The 21321-nt window shown below is 61.3% G+C and carries 21 protein-coding genes; 18 read left to right on the forward strand and 3 right to left on the reverse strand.

The window, feature by feature from the left end; translation table 11 throughout:
• The first annotated feature begins 3 nt into the window (after window positions 1-3).
• On the forward strand, window positions 4-777 hold the full coding sequence (locus U5775_RS30460) for a ribonuclease activity regulator RraA (protein ID WP_322061842.1): 774 nt from the start codon (window positions 4-6) through the stop codon (window positions 775-777).
• Window positions 774-1208 carry a cupin domain-containing protein gene (locus tag U5775_RS30465; RefSeq protein ID WP_322061843.1) on the forward strand — a complete coding sequence of 145 codons (435 nt, stop codon included), beginning with the start codon at window positions 774-776 and terminating at the stop codon, window positions 1206-1208. Before U5775_RS30460 ends, U5775_RS30465 begins: the two co-directional genes overlap by 4 nt.
• Before the next feature lie 179 nt (window positions 1209-1387).
• On the opposite strand, the gene U5775_RS30470 is transcribed toward U5775_RS30465, so the two are convergent.
• Window positions 1388-2383, reverse strand: a complete 996-nt coding sequence (locus tag U5775_RS30470) for a LysR substrate-binding domain-containing protein (protein ID WP_322061844.1) — start codon at window positions 2381-2383, stop codon at window positions 1388-1390.
• A gap of 181 nt (window positions 2384-2564) precedes the next feature.
• Between U5775_RS30470 and U5775_RS30475 the strand changes: the two genes are divergently transcribed.
• The 13 genes from U5775_RS30475 (at window position 2565) to U5775_RS30535 (ending at window position 14871) form a co-directional block, all read left to right on the forward strand.
• Window positions 2565-3113, forward strand: coding sequence for a hypothetical protein (locus tag U5775_RS30475; protein WP_322061845.1), 549 nt, complete (start codon window positions 2565-2567; stop codon window positions 3111-3113).
• 36 nt (window positions 3114-3149) lie between these two features.
• Window positions 3150-4112 carry an XdhC family protein gene (locus U5775_RS30480; RefSeq protein ID WP_322061846.1) on the forward strand — a complete coding sequence of 321 codons (963 nt, stop codon included), beginning with the start codon at window positions 3150-3152 and terminating at the stop codon, window positions 4110-4112.
• Window positions 4113-4492: 380 nt separating this feature from the next.
• Window positions 4493-6040 (forward strand): 4-hydroxyphenylacetate 3-hydroxylase N-terminal domain-containing protein, encoded by a 1548-nt coding sequence (locus U5775_RS30485; protein WP_322061847.1) that lies wholly within the window; start codon window positions 4493-4495, stop codon window positions 6038-6040.
• A 50-nt stretch (window positions 6041-6090) separates the two neighbouring features.
• A complete protein-coding gene (locus U5775_RS30490; protein WP_322061848.1) occupies window positions 6091-6627 on the forward strand; it encodes a flavin reductase family protein in 537 nt (178 codons plus the stop codon).
• A gap of 35 nt (window positions 6628-6662) precedes the next feature.
• Complete coding sequence (locus U5775_RS30495) at window positions 6663-7595, forward strand: VOC family protein (protein WP_322061849.1); 933 nt, start codon at window positions 6663-6665, stop codon at window positions 7593-7595.
• 97 nt (window positions 7596-7692) lie between these two features.
• On the forward strand, window positions 7693-8460 hold the full coding sequence (locus U5775_RS30500) for a ribonuclease activity regulator RraA (protein WP_322061850.1): 768 nt from the start codon (window positions 7693-7695) through the stop codon (window positions 8458-8460).
• Window positions 8457-8882: a cupin domain-containing protein gene (locus tag U5775_RS30505; RefSeq protein ID WP_322061851.1), complete on the forward strand. Its 426-nt coding sequence runs from the start codon at window positions 8457-8459 to the stop codon at window positions 8880-8882. The genes U5775_RS30500 and U5775_RS30505 overlap by 4 nt, the downstream gene beginning before the upstream one ends.
• 27 nt (window positions 8883-8909) lie before the next feature.
• Window positions 8910-10439, forward strand: a complete 1530-nt coding sequence (locus U5775_RS30510) for an aldehyde dehydrogenase family protein (protein ID WP_322061852.1) — start codon at window positions 8910-8912, stop codon at window positions 10437-10439.
• Between the two features lie 21 nt (window positions 10440-10460).
• On the forward strand, window positions 10461-10868 hold the full coding sequence (locus tag U5775_RS30515) for a RidA family protein (RefSeq protein WP_322061853.1): 408 nt from the start codon (window positions 10461-10463) through the stop codon (window positions 10866-10868).
• Window positions 10868-11725, forward strand: coding sequence for a fumarylacetoacetate hydrolase family protein (locus U5775_RS30520; RefSeq protein WP_322061854.1), 858 nt, complete (start codon window positions 10868-10870; stop codon window positions 11723-11725). The genes U5775_RS30515 and U5775_RS30520 overlap by 1 nt, the downstream gene beginning before the upstream one ends.
• A gap of 114 nt (window positions 11726-11839) precedes the next feature.
• Window positions 11840-13435, forward strand: coding sequence for a hypothetical protein (locus U5775_RS30525; protein ID WP_322061855.1), 1596 nt, complete (start codon window positions 11840-11842; stop codon window positions 13433-13435).
• A 78-nt stretch (window positions 13436-13513) separates the two neighbouring features.
• Window positions 13514-14593, forward strand: a complete 1080-nt coding sequence (locus U5775_RS30530) for a porin (RefSeq protein WP_322061856.1) — start codon at window positions 13514-13516, stop codon at window positions 14591-14593.
• Window positions 14594-14697: 104 nt separating this feature from the next.
• Window positions 14698-14871 (forward strand): hypothetical protein, encoded by a 174-nt coding sequence (locus U5775_RS30535; RefSeq protein ID WP_322061857.1) that lies wholly within the window; start codon window positions 14698-14700, stop codon window positions 14869-14871.
• Between the two features lie 323 nt (window positions 14872-15194).
• Here the strand turns inward: U5775_RS30535 and U5775_RS30540 are convergent, their stop codons facing one another.
• Together U5775_RS30540 and U5775_RS30545 are read right to left on the reverse strand one after the other, a co-directional pair.
• On the reverse strand, window positions 15195-16055 hold the full coding sequence (locus U5775_RS30540; RefSeq protein WP_322061858.1) for an NAD(P)H-binding protein: 861 nt from the start codon (window positions 16053-16055) through the stop codon (window positions 15195-15197).
• Between the two features lie 349 nt (window positions 16056-16404).
• Window positions 16405-17502: a porin gene (locus tag U5775_RS30545; protein WP_322061859.1), complete on the reverse strand. Its 1098-nt coding sequence runs from the start codon at window positions 17500-17502 to the stop codon at window positions 16405-16407.
• A 491-nt stretch (window positions 17503-17993) separates the two neighbouring features.
• Here U5775_RS30545 and U5775_RS30550 point away from each other — a divergent pair, with 491 nt between their 5' ends.
• The 3 genes from U5775_RS30550 to U5775_RS30560 are packed head-to-tail and all read left to right on the forward strand — an operon-like array spanning window position 17994 to window position 21308.
• On the forward strand, window positions 17994-18782 hold the full coding sequence (locus tag U5775_RS30550; protein ID WP_322061860.1) for an SDR family NAD(P)-dependent oxidoreductase: 789 nt from the start codon (window positions 17994-17996) through the stop codon (window positions 18780-18782).
• 43 nt (window positions 18783-18825) lie between these two features.
• Window positions 18826-20520 carry an FAD-dependent monooxygenase gene (locus U5775_RS30555; protein WP_322061861.1) on the forward strand — a complete coding sequence of 565 codons (1695 nt, stop codon included), beginning with the start codon at window positions 18826-18828 and terminating at the stop codon, window positions 20518-20520.
• Window positions 20508-21308: an alpha/beta hydrolase gene (locus tag U5775_RS30560; RefSeq protein WP_322061862.1), complete on the forward strand. Its 801-nt coding sequence runs from the start codon at window positions 20508-20510 to the stop codon at window positions 21306-21308. Before U5775_RS30555 ends, U5775_RS30560 begins: the two co-directional genes overlap by 13 nt.
• Window positions 21309-21321 lie beyond the last annotated feature (13 nt).

The raw sequence follows: 21321 nt of genomic DNA on the forward strand, positions 1-21321 counted from the left end.
TCCATGTTGCAGGCACTTCCTGTGCGGGCCGCCTCGCGCCAAGAGCCCGTTCCGCTCTCACCCAAAACGCGCGAAATTCTCGGGCGCGTAGGGACAGCCAACATCGCCAACGCGCTGCTCAAGCGTGGATTCCGCAACGTGTGCTTGCAGGGAATCCGCCCGATTCGAGAGGGACAGCGCATGGTCGGACCGGCCTTCACGCTGCGCTTCATTCCCGCCCGCGAAGATCTCGACAGTCTCGAACACTACGCGAGCGACGACAACCTTCATCGCCGCGCGATGGAGGATTGCCCGGAAGGCGCAGTGCTCGTCATCGATGCGTTCGGCAACACGCGCTCCTCTTCGGCAGGCGACATGATGGCGTTGCGGCTCAAGCACCGCGGCGTGCGGGGCATCGTGACGGACGGCGGCTTTCGTGACGTGCCGGGCATGCTGGCGGTCGGGCTTCCGGCGTACCAGCGCGAGGGCACGCAGCCCGCGACGCCGCTGACCATGCATGCGCTCGAGCTGAACGGGCCGGTCGGCTGCGCGGGCGTCGCGATTTATCCGGGCGACATCATCGTCGGCGACAGCGACGGCCTGGTGGCGATTCCGAGCCATCTCGCCGAAGCGGTGGCACTTGATGCTCTGGAATCCGAAGAGTACGAAACGTTTGCGGCGTGGCACATCGAGCGTGGACATTCGCTGATCGGCATGTTTCCCGCCAGTCCCGAAAGCCGGGTCGCCTATGAACGTTGGCTGCGCGCCGGCCGCCCCCCACTGGAGAATCAGCCATGAACGATCCCGCGGCAATCGCGAAGACGCTTGAGCTTTTGATCGACACCAATCGCCTCGACGAGGCGAAGTGGATCGATTTTCCCGAGTATGGGTTTCGACAGTATTTTCTCTGGAAGAACGAATCCACGGGGGCCAGCATCGCACTGCTCGAATATCAGAAGGGCGGGCGCATTCCGGTCAAGCATACGCACGCGTCGAACCAGTTCATGTATTGCCTCGAAGGCGACTACGAGTACGTCGACGTTGGGCTTCGCCTGCGCCCTGGTTCGTTTTACATGAACCCGAAGGACAATCCGCATGGCCCGACGATCGCGCACGAGCGCAGCGTGTTAATCGAGATCTACGACGGCCCGCATTACCACGAGAAGCCCGTTTATCACACGGACGAGACAATCGGCGCGTTTCTTTCGAAAGACACGGGCGACGCGTGATGCGCGTTGGCCTGGCGCGGTGACATTGAGCGCCCCGGGGCGGGCCGCACGCGTGGAATTCGACGCGTGCACACTAGCGACACTGCATGGCTCACGTGATCGCTTGCTCATCATCGGCGCGTGCGGTATGGAACGCTGTCCTGTCCTTTAGCGCGCCTGTGAGCTTGAAGGTCGGCGCGTCAGAACATGTTCCAGTCGCCGATTTCGTCGGGTGACTGACTGCCGGCTTTGCCGAGCGGCGCCTGCACGCCGTCGCGGATCTCGTGAAACACGCGCCGCACGAGTTGATGCGTAATCGTTTCGTGACGCTCCTTGCGCCACACGAGCCCCACGCGCATCAGTACGTTAGGCAACTCCAGCGGCAGCTCGACAAGGAGACCGAGCGCCGTGAAATGCTGGGCGACACTGCGCGCGAGAAAGCCGATGGATTCGGTGAGCTGCAGGACACCCACGTTGGCGAGCGTCGAAATCGATTCGACATGCCGGCGTGGAATGGACACGTCGTTGCGGGCCATGAAGTCATCGATGGGCGCGCGCGTGAAGGTCCACTCGGGCGGAAGGACCATCGGATAGCCGTTAAGCATGTCCCAGCGCACGCGCCTCACGCCGCCAAGCGGATGATTGCGCCTGACAACCACGACGATCGGGTCTTCGTAGAGCAGTTCGCTCTCGAACTCACCGCCGAGCGGTCGCGGCGGCAGATTACCTACGATGAAGTCGATGTCGCCGGCACGCAGCGCCGGCAGCAACGCATCCATGTTGGCTTCGACGAGCGAGACGGCGGTCTCGACGGAGGTCTCTTCGAGTCGCGCGATGAAGCGTGGCATCAGTACGGTGGTCGCGGCGGGCAGTACGCCCAGCGACAGGCGCGAGACGCGGCCTTCGCTAATGTCCCGCAAGTCGTCGCGCACGCTCGAAAGCTGGTTGAGGATCGTGCGCGCGTGACGAATCAGGCAAACGCCGTGTTCCGTGGGTTCCATCCCGCGTGTCGAGCGGTCGAACAGCGTCACTTCCAGACCTTCCTCGAGCATGGCCAGCGTTTTCGAAACCGCCGGCTGGCTCACGTTGAGATAGGCCGCCACCCGGCCCACGCTGCGAAAGTCGTCGAGCGCAACCAGCAACTGAAGGTGCCGCAGCTTCAGGTTGGCACGGATGTACCAGTCGAGTTTCGCCATGTCGAGCGCCCATAACCGAAAAGGAATAATTCTGCGGCAGAATATTCAATAGATTTCATGACGTCAATAGTGAAAACTGGCAGTCTCGCTGGTGCGCCTATTTGCGCGGCGGCGAATCTAGCCTGAGAGGACGAGTCGTGAAAATCAATCTGGCGTGGGCTGCTCCTGCTCACGGGCTGCCATGAGCGCACTGCCGGCGGTAGTGCGCGGCGCGGGGGCGCTTCCCCTTGTCTCGCGTGCGCTGGAGGTCGATCCGTACCGCGCGCCGGCGCTTCTCGTCGCGGACGGAGTGACGAGCTTCGATAATGCCGTCAAAAATGTGAGCCTGCGCGTACGCGCGGGCGAGGTGGTAGCCCTCGCTGGGGACGACGCCCGCTCGCTCGCATCGTTCGCCGCAGTCTGCCTGGGCGCGCCGCTGCAAAGGGGCGCGATCCGTGTCGGCGCCGCCCTTCATGCTCGCTTGGGGCTGCATCGCGCCAACCTGCGTGGCGCGGCATACGTTCTCGACGATCCGTTCGCAGGGCTCGACGCTGCGGCTCGAGCCAATCTGGCCACGAGGCTGGCTGGCCTGGCACGCGCCGGTGCCGGCGTACTTGTTCTGTCGCGCGATCGAGCGGCGCTTGCATCCTGCGCGGATCGCCTGATCGTGATGCGCGAGGGCCGCCTTGTCGCCGAGTTCGAGCGCGCTGAATTCTTGGAGTTTTCCATGCCGGGACGACCCCGTGCCTGAGTTTTTCCACTATGGGCATGCATGCGGGGGCGCGTCGTGAGCCCCCAACTCGTCGTTCTCGACGACTTGCTGAGCTGGCGCAGCGCAGGGTATCGCGCCGCTCTGCTGACCGTTTGCTCGACATGGCCAGCATCGCCATGTGAACGTGGCGCGCTCTGCGCGATCCGCGAGGACGGGCGCCTCTCGGGCTCTGTTTCGGGCGGCCTCATCGAAGACGAACTCATCGACCTGGTGCGCAGCGGCATCTATTGGGATGGGCCCGTTCGTCTGCTCTGTTACACGGGTGGCGACGAGCCCGAGCAAAGACGTCTGCCCGCGGGCGCGCAACTCACGGTCGCGCTCGAGCCGGCGCCTGGTGTGGCTGAACTGGCCCTCGCAGCGAAGGCGCTCCGTGCGCGTCAGGTGGTCATGCGCGAGGTCGATCTCGATAGCGGCGCCGTGCAAATCGAGGTGGTCGACGCCGCGAGCCGCGGCGCCGTGAGCGCCGACGGGCGCACCGTGCGCACGCTGCTGCGACCTGCATGGCGCGTCTGGCCGCTTGCCGGCGAGGCGGTGGTGCAGGCCATTCGCCGTGTCGCCCGCTTTGTGCATTTCGAAGTCGTGTTCGTGCAGTTCGAGGGCCGCGCCGGAACCGCGGGGCTACCCACTTTGCCGGCAACGATGCAGCCCGGCACGATCAGTGCAAACGAGCTCGATGCGCTGACGATCGTCCTGGGTTTCGATGTGGAACCTCTGCCGTTCGCCGAGGCGTTGCAGGAAGCGATCGAGCGTTGTGGATCGCCGCTTTGCGTGCAGACTCGCAGGGATCCCGTGCATGCGACATGCTCGCCCGCGGCGAGCCCCGGTGAGCGCATCGTGTCCGCTGCGCGCACGCCCGAGGAAGTGGCCGTGACGGCGCTGGCGGCGCTCATCGAAATGCGCGCCGAGCGTTTGGCCGGCAAGAGCATGCCTTCTCGGGCGCCTCTCATCAGGGCAAACGCGCTCGTATCGAACGAGTAGAAAGCGCGGAATCGGAGTCGCATACGATTTTATCGTTGTTGACACAACGATAATGAAATCAAGCCCCAATTATTCTTCGGCCTCCTTTACATGCCGGTATTGCCTTCCTGCCAAACACGCGACGCGAAATCCGCCTCGCGTGCGCGTTCACGTTCGCGCCGAGCGCCAGCAGCCGTGCAGCCATGTAGGGGAAGGGCTCCACATCGTTAGGGTTATCACTGACATGAGAGTTGAGTTATGAATGGCGGGCATCTTTTTCATTCGACAGTCATATATTGAGATGTGACGATTTCTCTATCGAGAACGCCTGTGTCACGCGGCGATTAAATAAACAGTTAGGTCCGCCACGCGGTGGACGACGTATCGAAGGAGACGGATAGATGTCCGAAAATCTGAATGCCGGCGACAAGGCCTTCATTCCCCTGACCGGGGCCGAATACCTGAAGAGCCTCGACGACGGCCGTGAAGTCTGGATCTACGGTGAGCGGGTGAAGAACGTGGCCGAGCATCCGGCGTTCCGCAACTCGGCGCGGATGATCGCCCGCATGTACGACGCGCTGCATGATCCGGCGCGCAAGGACATTCTCACCACGCCCACGGAGTGGGGCGGCTATACGCAGCGCTTTTTCCGCGCGCCGCACACGGTGGCCGAGCAGGTTGCCCAGCGCGATGCGATCGCGGAATGGCAGCGTTGCGCGTGGGGCTGGATGGGCCGCTCGCCTGACTACAAGGGCTCGTTCCTCGGCACGCTTGGCGCGAACGCGCAGTTTTATCGTGGCTTCGAGGAGAACGCGACGCGCTGGTATCGCAAGGCTCAGGAGCGTACCTGGTACGTGAATCACGCGATCATGAATCCTCCCGTGGATCGTGACCTGCCGCCGAACGCGTCATCGGACGTGTTTGTGCGCGTCGTGAAGGAAACCGACGCGGGCATCTATGTGAGCGGCGCGAAGGTCGTCGCCACGGGCTCGGCGCTCACGCACTACACGTTCATCGCGCACATCGCGCAGGTGCCGATCCAGGACCCGAAGTTCTGCCCGGTGTTCATCGTGCCGACCGGCGCGCCCGGCGTGAAGCTGCTGTGCCGTGTCTCGAACGAATACCGTGCGGCCGTGCTTGGCAGTCCTTTTGATTATCCGCTCTCGAGCCGCCTCGACGAGAACGACGCGATCCTCGTGCTCGACAACGTGTTCATTCCGTGGGAAGACGTCTTCATGCACGGCGATGTCGAGCACGCGAACAAGTTCAACACCGGCTCGGGCTTCCTCGAGCGCGCGTCGCTGCATGGGTGTACGCGCTTTGCCGTGAAGATGGACTTTATCGTCGGCCTGCTGACGCGCGCGCTGGAGATCACGGGTGCGAAGAGCTTTTTCGGCGTACAGGCGCAACTGGGCGAGGTGATTGCATGGCGCAATGCGTTCTGGGCGCTTTCTGATGCCATGGCGAAGAGCGAGGTGAGCTGGAACAACATGGTCCGCCCCGATCCGCACTTCGCAGGTGCGTACCGCGTGCTGAACCAGGAGGCGATGCCGCGCGTGAAGAACATCATCGAGCAGGTCGTGGCGAGCGGTCTCATCTATCTGAACTCGCACACGAGCGACTTCAAGGTGCCGCAGATCCGCGACTACCTCGACAAGTACGTGCGCGGCTCGGGGGGCGCGGACGCCGTCGAGCGCGTGAAGGTCATGAAGATGCTGTGGGACGCGATCGGCACCGAGTTCGGCGCGCGCCACGAGCTATACGAAATCAACTACATCGGCAGTAATGACGTCACGCGCCTCACGAACCTGTACGCGGCGCAGGGCAGCGGAAATCTCGACCGCTTCAAGGCATTCGCGCAATCGGCGATGGACGAGTACGACCTCGATGGCTGGACCGTGCCCGATCTCGTGAACCCGGACGACGTCAGCATCCTGACGCGCCGCTGATGCACGCGAGCCGCCCAACACCCTGCTGTCCAGTAACAGGAGAAGAAACCATGCTGCAGACCTCCAATGCCGCGGCGCTTGCCACCGCGCAGCCCGTGGCCGTCGTGCCGCAGTTCACCGCGCGCGAGTTTCGCAACGCGATGGGCCAGTTCGCGACCGGCGTGGTCGTGATCTCGACCGAGATCGATGGCGAACCGCATGCCATGACCGCCAACGCGTTCATGTCCGGTTCGCTAGAACCGCCGCTCGTGCTTGTCTCGGTGGCCTGTACGGCGCGGATGCACGAAAAGATCGGGCGCGCGCGCACATTCGGCGTCAGCGTGCTCGCACATGTGCAGGATCATGTGAGCCAGCATTTCGCGGGCAAGCCGTCGGAACAGTATGCGCCCGCATTCGAGCGCCTGGACGAGTTGCCGGTGATCGAGGGCGCGGCCGTGCAACTCGCCGCCGAATTGCGCCACGCGTATCCGTGCGGCGATCACACGCTGTTCGTCGGGGAGGTGAAAGCGCTCATGACGGCCGCCGACGCCAGCGCGCCGCTCCTGTTCCATGCGGGCCGCTATGGCCGCATCGCCGACGCGAACTGACCGCGCCCACGTATCCGCTTTACTTCGTCACCATCATGGCAACTGCAATCGATATAGCGCAAGTCACCTACGAAGCGCCCGATCTCGCGCTGATGGAGCGCTTCATGACCGACTTCGGCCTCACGCGTACCGCCGGCAATGAGCGCGTGCTCTATATGCGTGGCGCGGGCCATCAGCATCACCTGCACGTTACGCGGCGCGCGGCCGCGCCGCGCTTCGTGGGCGCGAGTCTCGAAGTATCGAGCCGCGCGGATCTCGATGAGTTGGCGTTATTTCCCGGTTCGTCGCCCGTTACCGCGAGCGACGAACCCGGCGGCGGCTGGTTCGTGCGCATGACGATGCCCGACGGCTTTGTCATCGACGCGATCTGGGGCCGCTCGCACGCCGAACCGCTAACGGTGCGCGAGCCCAATGCGCTCAATGACCGTACGCGCAAGCCGCGCGTGAACGGCTGGGTGCGCGTGCAGCGCGGGCCGTGCGAGGCGCTGCGTCTCGGCCACTTCGTGCTGCATGTGAGCGATCACGACGTGTCGGTCGAGTGGCTGACGGAGCGCTTCAAGCTGCTCAAGTCCGATCACTTCGGCGCACCGGACGAAAGCGGCCCGATCTACGGCACCTTCCTGCGCTTTGATCGCGGCGCCACGCTCGTGGACCACCACGCCATCCTCGTGCTCCAGTCGGAACGCGTGGGCGTGCATCACTGCTCGTTCGAGGTGAATGACCTGGACGCGGTGATGGGCGCCCACGACTATCTGCTCGCGCAGGGCTGGCGGCTCGATGTCGGCGTGGGCCGGCATTTGATGGGCAGCCAGATCTTCGATTATTGGAAAGATCCGTTCGGCTTCCGTGTCGAGCACTACACCGATGGCGATGTGGTCGATGCCGCGCATCAGCCTGGCGTGTTCCGGGGCACAGCCGGCGAAACGACGCAGTGGGGCATGGAGCCGCCCGCGGAGTTCTTCGAGTAATTCGCCTTCACGCTTAAACCTCGCGCGTCATGCGCGCTGCACGGCCATCCGCGCATGGCCGGGGGCGCGCTCACGCCAAAAAACGAAAGGGGTCGTCATGAACGACAGTCAACCGAAATCCAGTCCGTCCGCTGAGCCCATCGCCGAGCAGACGCTCGCGCGGCTCATGCAGGTGGGTTCCGCGAACGTGGCGAACGTGCTGCTCAAGCACGGCTTTCGCAACGTCTACCTGCTGGGTCTCGCGCCACTTACGCCCGCGCAGGGTCAGCTCGTGGGGCGCGCCTATACGCTTCGTTTCATGCCAGCGCGCGAAGACGTGGACTCGATGGCCAACTATGGGCGCGACGACAACAAGCACCGCCGCGCAATCGAGGAATGCCCGCCCGGCGCGGTGCTCGTCATCGACGCGATGGGCTCGACGCGCTCCGCCGCGATGGGCGACATGATGGCCGCACGCCTGAAGCAACGCGGCGTGGCCGGGGTTGTCACCGACGGCGGTTACCGCGATGCGGCCGCCATTCGCGACGTGGGCCTGCCGTGCTACCAGAAGCAGGCTGCGCCGCCCGCCACGCCCATCGCCATGCATCCCGTCGAGCTCGACGGTCCGGTGGGCTGCGCGGACGTGGCGATCTACCCCGGCGACGTGATCGTGGGCGACGCCGAGGGCGTGGTGGTGATCCCGGCAGCACTCGTCGACGAAGTGGCCGAGCAGGCGTACGACGCCGTGCAGTACGAGGCGTTCGCCGCGCTGCACATCGCGCGCGGCCGCCCGATTTTCGGCCTTTTCCCGGCTACGCCGGACAGCCGCGCCGAATACGAACAATGGGTGGCCGCTGGCCGCCCGTCACTGGAGAACGCGCAATGACGCCCGACGCCAGCATGATGAAATCGCTCGAAGTGCTCATCCGCACGCAGGAGCTCGACCCCGCCAAATGGATCGACTTTCCCGAGTACGGTTTTCGCCAGTATTTCCTGTTCAAAAATGAGGAAACCGGCGCCAGCATTGCGCTGCTTGAATACGAGAAGGGCGGTCGCATTCCGGTCAAGCACACGCACGCTTCGAACCAGTTCATGTTCTGCCTCGAAGGCGATTACGAATACACCGAGGTGGGTATGCGCCTGCTGCCGGGTTCGTTTTACATGAACCCGAAGGGCAATCCCCACGGTCCGACCATCGCGCATGAAAAGAGCGTACTGATCGAGATTTATGACGGCCCGCACTACGCGGAGAAGCCCGTGTTTCACACCGATGAAACCATCGGCGGCTTCCTGGCCAGGAAAGACTGAACGGACTAGCGAAATACGGAGAATTAGATGTTCGACACCCAAAAGACGCTCAAGCATTTCGGTATTGAGCCGGTTACCGCAGGCGGTTTCGTTTCCGGTCGCGGCTGGACGGCAGTCGAAGGCCGCGCGACCTTCGACGCGATCTGCCCCGCAGACGGGAATGTCGTAGCGAAGATCGCTGGTGCAACGGCTGAAGATTACGACGCAATTATCGACGTGGCTGTGACCGCGCAGCGTTCGTGGCGCATGGTTCCGGCTCCCCGCCGTGGCGAGCTGGTGATGCGTATCGGCCAGTTGATGGAAGAGAACATCGACATGCTCGCAGGCGTCATTGCGCTCGACACGGGCAAGACGTTGGGCGAGTGCCGCTTCGAGCTGAAAGAAGCGATCGACATGGCGATGATGGCCGGCGGCCTGTCGCGCATGCTCTCGGGTCCGTCGCAGCAGTCGCAGCGCCCGAAGCATCGCATGTACGAACAGTGGCTTCCGCTGGGCGTGGTGGGCGTCATTTCGGCCTATAACTTCCCGGCTGCGGTGTGGGCGCAGAACGCGTTCCTGTCGGCTATCTGCGGTAATACCGTGATCTGGAAGCCGAGTCCCAAGGTTCCGCTGACCGCCATCGCCTGCCAGCGCCTGGCCGTGCAGGCGATGCGGGAATTCGGCGTCGAAGGCATCTTCTCGCTGTTCATTCCCGGCGATGACTCCGTGGCTGAAAAGCTGGTTGCGGACACCCGTGTCGCGCTGATTTCGTTCACGGGTTCTACCGGCGTAGGCCGCAAGGTTGCGAGCATCGTCGGTTCGACGCTGGGTCGTCGCTATCAACTGGAGTGCTCGGGAAACAGCGCGATCATCGTGGACGAAACGGCCGACCTCAAGCAAGCCGCCCGCGCAATCGCCAACTCGGGCGCCGGTACGACCGGCCAACGTTGCACTAGCGCACGCCGTGTGATCGTCCACAAGTCGGTTGCCGCAGAAGTTATCGAACTCACGAGATCGGCCCTGTCGCAAGTCCGTTTCGGCCACTTCACCGAAGAAGGCGTGATGGCTGGTCCTCTGATCGATGCCAAGGCGCTCGATCACTACGACGCTGCCATTGCTGACGCTGTCGCGCTGGGCGGCAAGGTAGAAGTCGGCGGCAAGCGCATGGATCGCGAAGGTTACTTCGTTGAGCCGACGCTTATTACGGGTTGCCAGCCCGACTGGCCGTGTGTGCAGCGCGAAACCTTCGCGCCGGTCATTTACGTACTGACCTGCGACACCATCGAAGACGCTATCGCCATCAACAACAATGTGGCGCAAGGCCTGGCGGCCGGCATTCAGTCGACCAACCTCTACAACATCGAAATGTTCCTTTCGGCAGCAGGCAACGACTGCGGTATCGCCAAGGTCAACATGGGCACGACCGGGGCCGACGTTGGCGCGTCGTTCGGCGGCGAGAAGGAAACCGGTGGTGGCCGCACCGCAGGTTCCGACGCCTGGAAGATGTTCATGCGTCGTCAGAGCGTGTGCATGAACTGGGGCGGCGGTACGCCTTGGGACGCACAAATCAAGCTCTAACCTGAATCTGGAGAACAAGTTATGACCCAACTGAAGCAACGCATCATTTCCCCGGCAGTCAACGAGCCGCCCGCAGACCTCTGGTCGAACTGCCTCCGTGTGGGCGACCTCGCCTATGTGTCGGGCATGACCTCCCGTGGCGCGGACCGCGAAACCGTTCTGGGCGCCGACGAATACGAGCAGGCCAAGGTCGTGTTCCAGAAGATCAAGGACATGGTTGAGGCAGCAGGCGGCGTCATGAACGACGTCGTGAAGATGACGATCTTCGTGACGCGCATCGAGCACAACACCGAAGTCTGGCGCGCCCGCAAGGAATTCTTCAGCGGCCATTTCCCGGCTTGCACGCTGGTCCAGGTCGCCTCGTTGGCAAAGCCCGAAATCTTGCTGGAAATCGAGGCTATCGCCCACATCGGTTGCTCGGCGGCCTAATGAAGCTCTCTTCTTATATGACCGCTCAGGGCGCGAGCTACGGTCTTGTAGATGGTGAACGCGTCTACGATCTGTCACTCCGCCTCGGTGCTCGAGCCCCAGACCTGAAGCAGGCAATTGCGACGAACGCACTGGCGTCGGTGGCTTCACGCCTGGGTGCGGGCGACGCAGATTATCTCGTGAGTGATCTCACGTTCCTGCCGGTGCTGCCCAATGCGGGCCGCATCTTCTGCGTCGGCCTTAACTACAAGGCACATCTGGAAGAAGTGGGCCGCGCGGATTCGACGGACCCCACGCTGTTCGTGCGCTTCGCCCAATCGCAAATCGGTCACGGCCAGCCGATGGTATGCCCCATCGAGTCGGATGCATTCGATTTCGAAGGCGAAATCGCAGCCGTAATCGGGCAGGGTGGTCGCCGCATTGCTGAAGATCGGGCGCTCGAGCACGTGGCAGGTCTGTCCTGCTATAACGACGGCTCCATTCGTGACTGGCAGGGCAAGACCACGCAGTGGACTTCGGGTAAGAATTTCCCGGCTACTGGCGCGTTTGGCCCCTGGATGGTGACGCCGGATGAACTGCCGCTGGACCGCGTTATTGCGCTGAAAACGCGCTTGAACGGCGTCGAAGTTCAGTCCACTACGACGGACCTGATGATATTCCCGATCGCAAAGCTCGTGAGCTTCATATCGACGTTCACGCCGCTGGAAGCTGGGGATGTGATCCTGACGGGTACGCCTGGTGGTGTTGGGTTCAAGCGTTCGCCGCCGCTCTTTATGAATGACGGTGACACCGTTGAAGTCGAGGTTGAAGGGATCGGTGTCGTGCGCAATCAAATCGTCAAGGAAAAGCGCAACTGATTACGTTTTCTGAATTGAAGCCGCGTTGAAGCTGAATTCAACGCGGCTTTTGTGCAGTGAAGTACAGGGAATCGCCAATGACAAGCGATTTTTAGAAAACACCAGGGAGGAGATATGCAAAGTCGGAGCAGTGACCGTTTGCCCGCACTGCGGGTAAGCAACACAGAAAATGAAGTTACCGCCCAAAAGCAACGCCAGGTCGATTACGTGCATCACGCCGTGCCACTTACGGCGCGTGTGGGTCGCTGGCAGCTCACGATGTCGTACTGGTCGTTAATCTCCGCCATGTGCTGGGTGTTCTTCGGCGCGCTCGCATCAACGCTTTATGGCACCGAAGCGGCTCTTATTGCTCTCGCAGCAACTATTGCCGTCATGTCGATCCTAAGCCCGCTATTTACGAAAGTAAGCTCGCGCGGTGGGCTGTCTACTACGCAGATGTCGCGTAAGCCTCTTGGGCTTGTCGGTGGTTTCCTGACTTCGCTGATGATGGCGGCGTTGGTGACCTACTACACAGTGTTCGAGAGCAGCACGCTTGCCGTATCGCTGAAGCTCTACTTCCACGTTGCGCCGATGTGGGTTTGGTACGGCCTGGTGACGCTCGCGATTCTACCGCTCATGCTCGGCAGCGTTCAAACCTGGATGGCGCGGTTGAATGGGCTGCTGCTGCCGATTTATGTGTTGGGAATCGCCATCGTAATCGGCCTCACAGTCATGCACAGCGATCAGGGGATGGCATGGCTGCATTTCGGTGGTGTTGTTCCTGCCGCGGCGCAGCCGATTCCTGCGTGGGCAATGGCGTTCTGCATGTTAATGGGTACGTGGCCGCTGATCCCGACGGCAACGGATGTTGCGCGCTTCGGGAAGATCGAGGACGAGAAGTTCAATGATCACGTGACTTTCGGTTTCCTGTTTTATCTGTGGTTGTACGCAGGCAACGGGCTGATCGGTATCTATCTCGTGCATTCGATGCTCCCAACCGACCCGACGCAGGAAACTGGCGTTGTGCAGGCGATTCTCGCCGCGGGTGGTCTGTTCGGCCTGATCCTGATTTTGGTCACGCAAACGCGTATCAGCACGTTCAACTTCTACGAGTCCTCGATGAACTTCGAGCGCTTCTTCGCGGGCGCATTGGGAATCAAGCTCGGCCGTATGACCTGGGTCGTAGTCGTTGGCATTCTCGCATTCGTCCTGATGCTCACCGATGTTTTCAGCTATGTCCTGCGCGCGCTGCAGTGGCAGAGCGCGTTCTTCGTCGGCTGGATTGCGATTCTAGCGATTCACTTGATGCTGAATCCGAAGGAGCGCACATCGGGTATGGAGTTCCGCGCCAACCGTGTTCCGATGGTCACGCCGGGTCTGTTCTCGTGGCTCATTTCGAGCGGCATCGGTATCTGGCTGATCGAAGGTCGCTCGGTTCCGCCGCTGGCCCATGCGCTGGCATCGCCGCTTACTTTCGTGATTGCTGGCGCGTTGTATCTCGTGTCGCTGCTCTTCACGTCGAAGTCCAAACGCGGACACGCGTCCGACGTTCGTGATGAAGTCGGTAACTACATGGGCACCTGGGTCACCTGCGAGGCGTGCGACAGCACCCATACGGCATACGCAATGGACCGCGATCCGAACACGGGTTTGCCGGTATGCGACGAGTGCGCGACCGCCGTGCGTGTTGGTGTGCGTGAAGCGGTAACGCGTGCCAATGCAGTGGCATAAGTAATAAAAACGATATAAACCGAAACTATTAAAATGAAACGAAACGGAGTTCGTATGAGGTTTAGGAGTCCATATATTATGGCCATCGTGCTGTTCGCGGTCTGCGCCTCGGCACACGCAGAAGGCAGCGTCACCCTTTGGGGCGTGCTTGACGCGGGTGTCACGTATGTCAGCAATGAAGGCGGCCACGGGAACGTGAAGTTCGATGACGGTATCAAGACTCCGAACATGTTGGGCTTCCGTGGCAAGGAAGACCTGGGCGATGGATTATCGGCGGTATTCAGTCTCGTCAACCAGTTCTCGGTCGGCAGCGGCGCGATCACTCCCGCCGGCACCGGTCTCTTTTCCCGCAATGCCTTCGTGGGTCTGGACAGTGTGAAGTACGGCAAGCTCACCTTGGGCGATCAGTACGACTTCATGGTCGACTCGCTCTTTTTCGGTGGCGTCGATGCAGCCATGTATGGCGGCGGCCTTTACAACTTCCGTGCAGGGCCGTTCAGCAAGCTCGCGATTCCTTATGCTCCGCCGTATGCGGGCAGCTTCGACTGGGATCGTATGTCGGGCGAAACGGTCACGAACTCCGTGAAATACCAGTCGCCGTCGTTCGGTGGTTTCCGTTTTGGCGCGATGTACGGGTTCGGCAACGTTCCGGGGCACATGGGGTCCGGCAATGCGGTAAGCGCGGGCCTGAACTACGATCAAGGTCCGCTGGCGCTTGCCGCTGCCTATACCGAAGTGAAGTACTTGCAGGAAGCGGCTCCGCAGGTCGGCATTCGCAACTGGGGTGTGGGTGCCCGCTACAGCTTCGGCAAGATAGTCGCCACGGCGCTGATCACTACCGCACGTAACACGGCAAACGGCGCCGCCGTTGCGGAGGGCGAAATCGGCGCCTCGTACCAGGTTGATCCCGCTCTCAGTCTGAGTGCCAACTACATGTATATGAAGGGCAATGCGGTTGTTGACAACAACCACGCACATCAGGTTACAGCGGTAGCCGATTATTCGCTGTCGAAGCGCACGACTGTCTATGCGGAAGCGGTTTATCAGCGAACCAATTCGGGCGCGCAGGCACTGATCAGCGGCGTGCTCGACCCGAATGGTACGTCGAGTGGGCCTAGCCAGTTTCTCGCCCGTATCGGTATCGAAAATCGCTTCTAACCGGGCAAAAGCGCCCAGAAGCTGCTAACACAGGCGGGTCACGACCTCAGGGTACGGACTCGCTTTTTTTTCTGGTTTTCAACAATTAGCGTAGGAAATTCTGCATGTTCAATAATCTGCGAATCTCAGCACGGCTGCGATTGGCCTTCGGGATTCTGTTGTTGATGTTTACCGTGGAAGCCGGGTTCTCCTTGCTGCAATTGCGGACGCTCAATGACCGGATACTCGCACTCGCAATACTCAAATGGGCACGCTCCTTTGCCTCGGTAAATGAATAATCCCCCCCCCACAAAAAGCGCCGGAGAGAGCTTCTGCCGGATACCGAGCTCATACTCCTCTCGTCCATAGCTGAACCTTCGTGGGCCGTAGCTCATGGGAGCGCTTGATGGCCTGTTGTGGAATGAAACCCTAGCGCACTGGGTACTTGCCAGTGGCGCGCACCGACAGGCGAATTTCGAATTTCCGCCCAATGAGCAGCAAGACCGCCGAAACGATCCACAATGTGAACTCTATCTTCAACTGCTCGGACTTCCTGCGGTCGGAAACGATTCAATCCACGCGATTCGTTTCGAGGGCCCTTGCGTTGCCGAAAAGTCTCGCCTCAGACCGGTACACCGGCCAACGCGTCGCGTACATAGTTTTCGAAACTGCCTGGCGTGCGGCCCAGCAGCCAGGAAGCCACGTTCGCGTTACCGGAGATACCCATCCTCGCGTAATAGCCGAACAGGCGATGGAACGCCTCTACGGAATAGTCCGGCAGAGGGCCGACCTGTCGCTCCAGGCCGGCGACGAACCCGGCTGCTGAACCGTCAACTGCTTCGACTGGTTGCCCGGATAGGCGTGAGATCGTCGCACAGATCTCCGATACGGTCAGATGCTCGTCTGCTGCAATATCGTAGGTTGCGAAGCTGTGGCCACTTTCTAGCGCGACCTTGGCTGTCGCCTCTGCCAGGTCGCGCATGTCGACGTGCCCGAGTCGCGTGCCGATCGGGTAGGGCATCGTTAGCAGGCCATCGCGAATGACTCTCCGGACGTCGATATTCTGCATGTAATGCTGCGGACGCAGGACTGTCCAGTCGAGCCTGGAATTGATCAGATGGGCTTCGATGGCGAGCTTCGCCTTGTGATTGACCAGATCGCCAATCTCTGGATGAATCACCGACACGAAGATGAAGCGGCGTACGCCGGCGGCGCGGGCGGCATCGATCATCGCGGTGCCCATCGCCGTCTCCCGCGGATGAAGGGGCGGACCGTAGTGAATCACTGTGTCGACGGCCACCATCGCGCGTGCTACCGCTGCGGGCTCGTTCATGTCGCATGCTATCGCTTCGACGCCGGGAGCGACCGGGTCATTCGGGTGCAGCACGATTCCCCGAATCGCAGGCGTGCCAGCTTTGTTGCGCAAGGCTGCAATGATGTGCTGTCCGGTTTTTCCTGCGGCGGCACTGACGAGAATGGTCATGGGTGCTCCCCGAAACGATCAAGAATTGAAAAAAGGAATAAAAGCCGCTCCTAACCGGTCGCCAACATGTCCCTCGATAGCGCATTCCAGAAAGGGTTTTTCACAGCCGCGTCGGCACAGTAGCCCGCGAGTGCGAGGAGCGATAGAGTCACTGCGGGCGACGGAAATGAGGCTGCGTAGCTCGAACTCGCTATCGTGCGCAACGCACAATCGCATGATCCCGCCAATTTTACGGACCGGCCACGCTCGCGCTGGGGAAATTTTGCTAAATTTGAGATTTCTTGCTGTTAGTCCGACGGAAGAGGAGGGAGCTCCTGTCTCAAGTCGCTCCCGCTGGCGCCAGAGAGCCTCAGAAGAAATGCTGAATCCCGACTGCCATGCCGAACTGGTTGGGGCCGGAAGCCTGTCCAGCACCTGTGAGCGAGGCGACCGCACCCGGACCAGATGCCCGTTGATAGTCCATAGTCGCGTATAGGGAGGTAGATTTAGAGAGTGAATACACGTCATTGAGCACGAACGTAATCCATTGGCCGCCCGCGAGACGCGACACGCCGACTCCGCAGTTGATCGAATTGGCCGTTGTGACTTGCCAGTTCGCACCTAGGTCGAGACTGTTCACGTTCTCGCTCTCACCGCCACCAGACAGACGCGACTGCGTAAACAGCGCACGCAGGCGAACCTGACCCAACTGGTAGGAGCCGCCCACACCGATGTTTTTGACGTTGTCTGCGACCAGCGCAATGTCGGGTGTAACGGGCGTTCCCAGCAATTCCGGCAAGCCGACATAAGAGGCACCTTCAAGGAAGCGGTTATTCTCGCTTGAGTAGGTCGCAGCCAGTACAACCGGCCCGTTGACGTAGTGTAGGCCGAAGCCATAGTTGCGCCCCTTGGCAAAATTTCCGGCCTGATTGCCGAGCCCAAGCATTGCGCCAAACGAGAGTCCCTTATAGTCGATGCTGGTGTATTTGATTGCGTTCTGAAACTGGAACGTATTGGCAAGCTCGTCGATGTTTCCAGGGTGTGCGGCAAAAAAGGTCCCGGCGGCCCACTGGTTGCTGATCGGGCCAAGGAGATCAAAATTAAAGGTCGTCTGGTTGCCGAATGTCAGCTTTCCGTACGTATCGGAACGCAGTCCCACATATGACTCGAACTTGAATAGCTGATCAGGTACGATCAGCGCCCCGGTGCCCAGGGAGAAAACCGACGCCAGCTTGAACACAGCGTGCAGGCTTCCTCCAAGGTCCTCCGTTCCAGTCACTCCGAACAGGTTCGGAATGAAATTCCCGTCGTCTGCCATGTAGCGTTTTCCACCGCCTACATTGTTGACGAAGCCAATTCCGTCCGACACGTTGCCATATAGCGTCACGTTGCTTTGTGCAAAAGCGTCTCCCGTCGCTACGCCAAAAATGACCATTGCCAGTAGCATTCTGCGCATCATTGTCTCCATGTTTTGTGGTAGCCCTTTGAAACTATTGCAATTTGAAAGATCTTCCCCGTCTCAGGTGGGCACACTGCATGATGGGGAACATGAGAAACGGATATAAACCAGTAATTAATATGGATAACAAAATTATTTCAATGATCAATCGTGCGGATTGATATGAAGATGCCAGGGGGAACTTGATCCTGTCACCTGCTTATCCATGTCCTGGTAACCAAAGCCGGGCGTCGTGGCTTCGAAGCGCCCGGGCCTCCGCTACCCGCGCACTGTGCACAGCGCGCTGCTCTTGCGCGTGGCTAATCGTGCTGGACTGCAAGTTTCTTGCTGTTATCGAGCAATCTGTCCTGAACTCGAACATCCAATCAGATCTTTCGCCGGCATCGCGGAGCAAGAACTGCCAGGTTGCGCACGTTTCCGTTAGCAGGGTTGGCGCGGGAAGTTCAAATTACGTTTAGCCCGGTTGGGCAGGCGCCGGCACACGTTAAGGAGGAAGTCTCGTGTCAAATCCGTCGGAACTGAAGCTGCATGGAAAACGCATTATTGTTACTGGTGGTGCCAGTGGCATCGGCAACGCAAGCGCCATGAGATTGAGAGACATGGGTGCTGCAGTGATGGTTGCCGATCTGCCGGGCCCCGCGCTCGAAGTGGTTGGCGAGGAAATCGGCGCTGACGGGATCGTCGCGGGTGATGTTTCGAAAGAGTCGGACTGCCGCACCATCGTCGAAACGGCGATCGGATACCTGGGAGGCGTCGATGCGCTGGTTCAGGCCGCAGGTATAAGCGACAAGGTGACGCCAGCACTGGAACTCGATATCGAGTCCTGGCAGCGTGTCACTGACGTCAATCTGCGCGGCACCTTCCTCATGTGCCAGGCGGTCGGGCGCCATCTGGTGGCTCAGCGCAGCGGGTCGATCGTCAATATCGCTTCCGCCTACGGGGTGGGCGGCGTACCCCGTCGCAATGCTTATGGCCCGTCCAAGGCCGCGGTGGCGATGCTCACACGCAATCTGGCGTGTGAGTGGGGCGAAACGGGGGTGCGCGTCAACGCGCTGGTACCCGGCTATATCGCTACGCCGATGATCGAGCGCCTGAGTGCCGAGGGCAAGCTCGCGATTCCGCCACTCGAAGCGCGCACGCCCATGCGGCGTCTTGGCAAGCCCGAAGAAATAGCTAACGCCGCGGCCTTTCTGATTTCCGACCTCGCCAGCTATATCACCGGCGCGATACTCGCCGTCGATGGCGGCTGGACTGCGTTCGGAGGCGCGGGCGATGTGGCGACGGCCTGAGCATTTGTCGACCGATAACGAATACACGAATTGGAGGAGAGCCATGGACAATGCAAATAACACCGGCCAGAGGCAGGATCAAGCGTGTAGCGGCAAGGCCGCTAGCGGTATGTCACTCGATGCGCCGGTCATTGTCGCCGGTGCCGGCCCTGCGGGTATGTGTCTGGCGATTGATCTCGCACTGAGCGGCATCAATACCCTCATCATCGAGTCTCGGGAAGAAGACGAGCGATTTGCCGCGCGCACGAATTTGACCAATACCCGTTCAATGGAGCATTTCCGTCGCTGGGGAATGGCTGACGCGCTGCGCAGGAATATCCCGCTCGGTCCGGAGATCAGCCGGGACATTCGCTTCGTGACTCGGGGCACGGGGCACGTCATTGCAAATTTCGTCGGGGGCGTGCAGTTCGCGGAACGCGTGCCGTTCGCCTCCGAGATATCGTTGTGGGGCCCGCAAGGCGCGATCGAGCGCACCATCCGCCAACGCATCGCGACGCTTCACGAAGTCGATCTGCGCTTTCAATGCGCGGTCAAGCAGTTCACGCAGCACGACGATCACGTCGAAGTCGTCTATGAGGACGCGAAAGGGACGCAGCATACGGTCCGCGGCCGATACCTGGTCGGCGCGGACGGTAGCCGGAGTATTGTGCGGCGCCAGCTCGGCATCAAGATGGACGGCACGGCCAACCTGGCTCATGGCTTCGCGTGGCTGATCCACTCACCGGCTTTGACCGGTATTCTCGAGCGCGGCGTCGGCCTCGCGGCGATGTCGTGGTTCACCAACGAAGACCGATCGAGCGGCATTCTGGGGCCGCAGGACAGCAGCGGCCATTTCCAGTATTTCGCCGCGCCGGTGCCGGACGACGTTGACGGCGACGATTGGGAGACGGTACGGCGGCATCTCTATTCCGACGTTGGCGAGACGTTTCCCGTCGAACCCGTTTCCGGAGGCGATATTCGCATCCACTCGCTCGTCGCTCCGCGCTTTTTTGACAACCGCGTTTTCCTGATCGGCGATGCCGCGCACCTCGTCTCGCCGTTCGGCGGCTTTGGCATGAACATCTCCATTGGGGATTCCGCCGATCTGGCGTGGAAGCTGGCCGCGGTCCTGAACGGATGGGGCGGCCCGACTCTGCTGGCCAGTTACGATCAGGAGCGCCGTAGCGCTTTCAGGTGGATCCAGGCACTTTGCGAGGAAAGCACGGAACACGTCGGGCCCGTCTACGTGCGCGCGGGCATGGAGGAGGACGGCCCACGCGGTGACGCAATTCGCGCCGAAATCGCGCAGGAGATCTTCGCTGCGAAGTCGCGTGAATTCGTGAGCATCGGCGCGCAGCTTGGCTACACCTACGCGGATTCCCCGATTGTCGTGCCGAACGGCGCTCCCCCTGCGGAATCGGGTTTTGGCAACTATGTTCCGTCGGCTGCGGCCGGCGCGCGTGCTCCCCACGTCTGGCTGGACGAGCAACGCTCGCTCTACGATGCTTTCGGCCGCGGCTTCACCCTGCTGAAGATAGGGACCGACATCGACACTTCGGCGCTCGAGCGCGCCGCCCTGGAGCGCAATGTGCCGCTTGCCGTGCTGCATGGCGCACACCCGGATCTGCCAGAACTCTATGGGGCGCATCTTGTGCTGATCCGACCTGACCAGCACGTGGCCTGGCGCGGCAATGCGGTTCCTGCAGATCCCGGCGCATTGCTCGACACCGTGCGTGGAGGCGAGCCATGCCGACCCTAACCGTGAGCGGCATGGACTATCACTACGTCGAGCGCGGGAGTGGGCCGCTGCTCCTGTTTGGTCACGGTACGTTCCTCGACCACAGCCTGTTCGAGGGCGTCGTCGACGCGCTGGCGCCGCACTATCGTTGCGTATCACTGGACTGGCCGGGACACGGACGCTCCGGTTGGCGACCGGAGGGGTGGGGCGTGGCAGACCTCGTCGAGGCCATCCCGCAGCTGATCGGCAAATTGGGCGAGCAGCGGGCTACGCTCATTGGTTTGTCGATCGGCGCGGCTGTCTTTCTGCGCGTCGCGCTCGACTACCCCGCGGTGGTCCAGCGCCTGGTCTATCTATCCGCGAGCGTCGACCCGCACCCGCCCGAAGTGGCCGACAGACTGGTCCAGATCGCCATCCAGTTGCGCGACGGCACGCCGGACGAGCGCCGGGCGCTGCTGAGTTCGGATGCGATGCAGGCGCTGCTGCACGCGCCCGGCTGGCGGGCCGGTAATCCGCAGGCGGCCGAACGCGAACTGCAGATCCAGCTTGGGCATGACCGCGAGGCCATGCCGCTGGTTGCGCGCGTGGTGGGGACGTTGACCCCCGCGTCCGGTCGACTGCATGAAATTCGTTGTCCTATGCTTGCGATTTTCGGCGATCACGATCCGGGATCTCGCTGGGCTGAGGTGATTGCCGCTGGCGTACCAGGTGCACGTGTGCGGGTCATGGAGAATGCCGGCCACCACCTGCCCTATGACGCACCTGCGCAGACTCTGCGCGAGATCCGCGAATTCCTGAACGAAACCTGAAGTTGACCTTCTT

The sequence above is a fragment of the Paraburkholderia sp. J63 genome (assembly GCF_905220245.1).
In the GTDB taxonomy this organism is placed as follows: Bacteria; Pseudomonadota; Gammaproteobacteria; order Burkholderiales; family Burkholderiaceae; genus Paraburkholderia.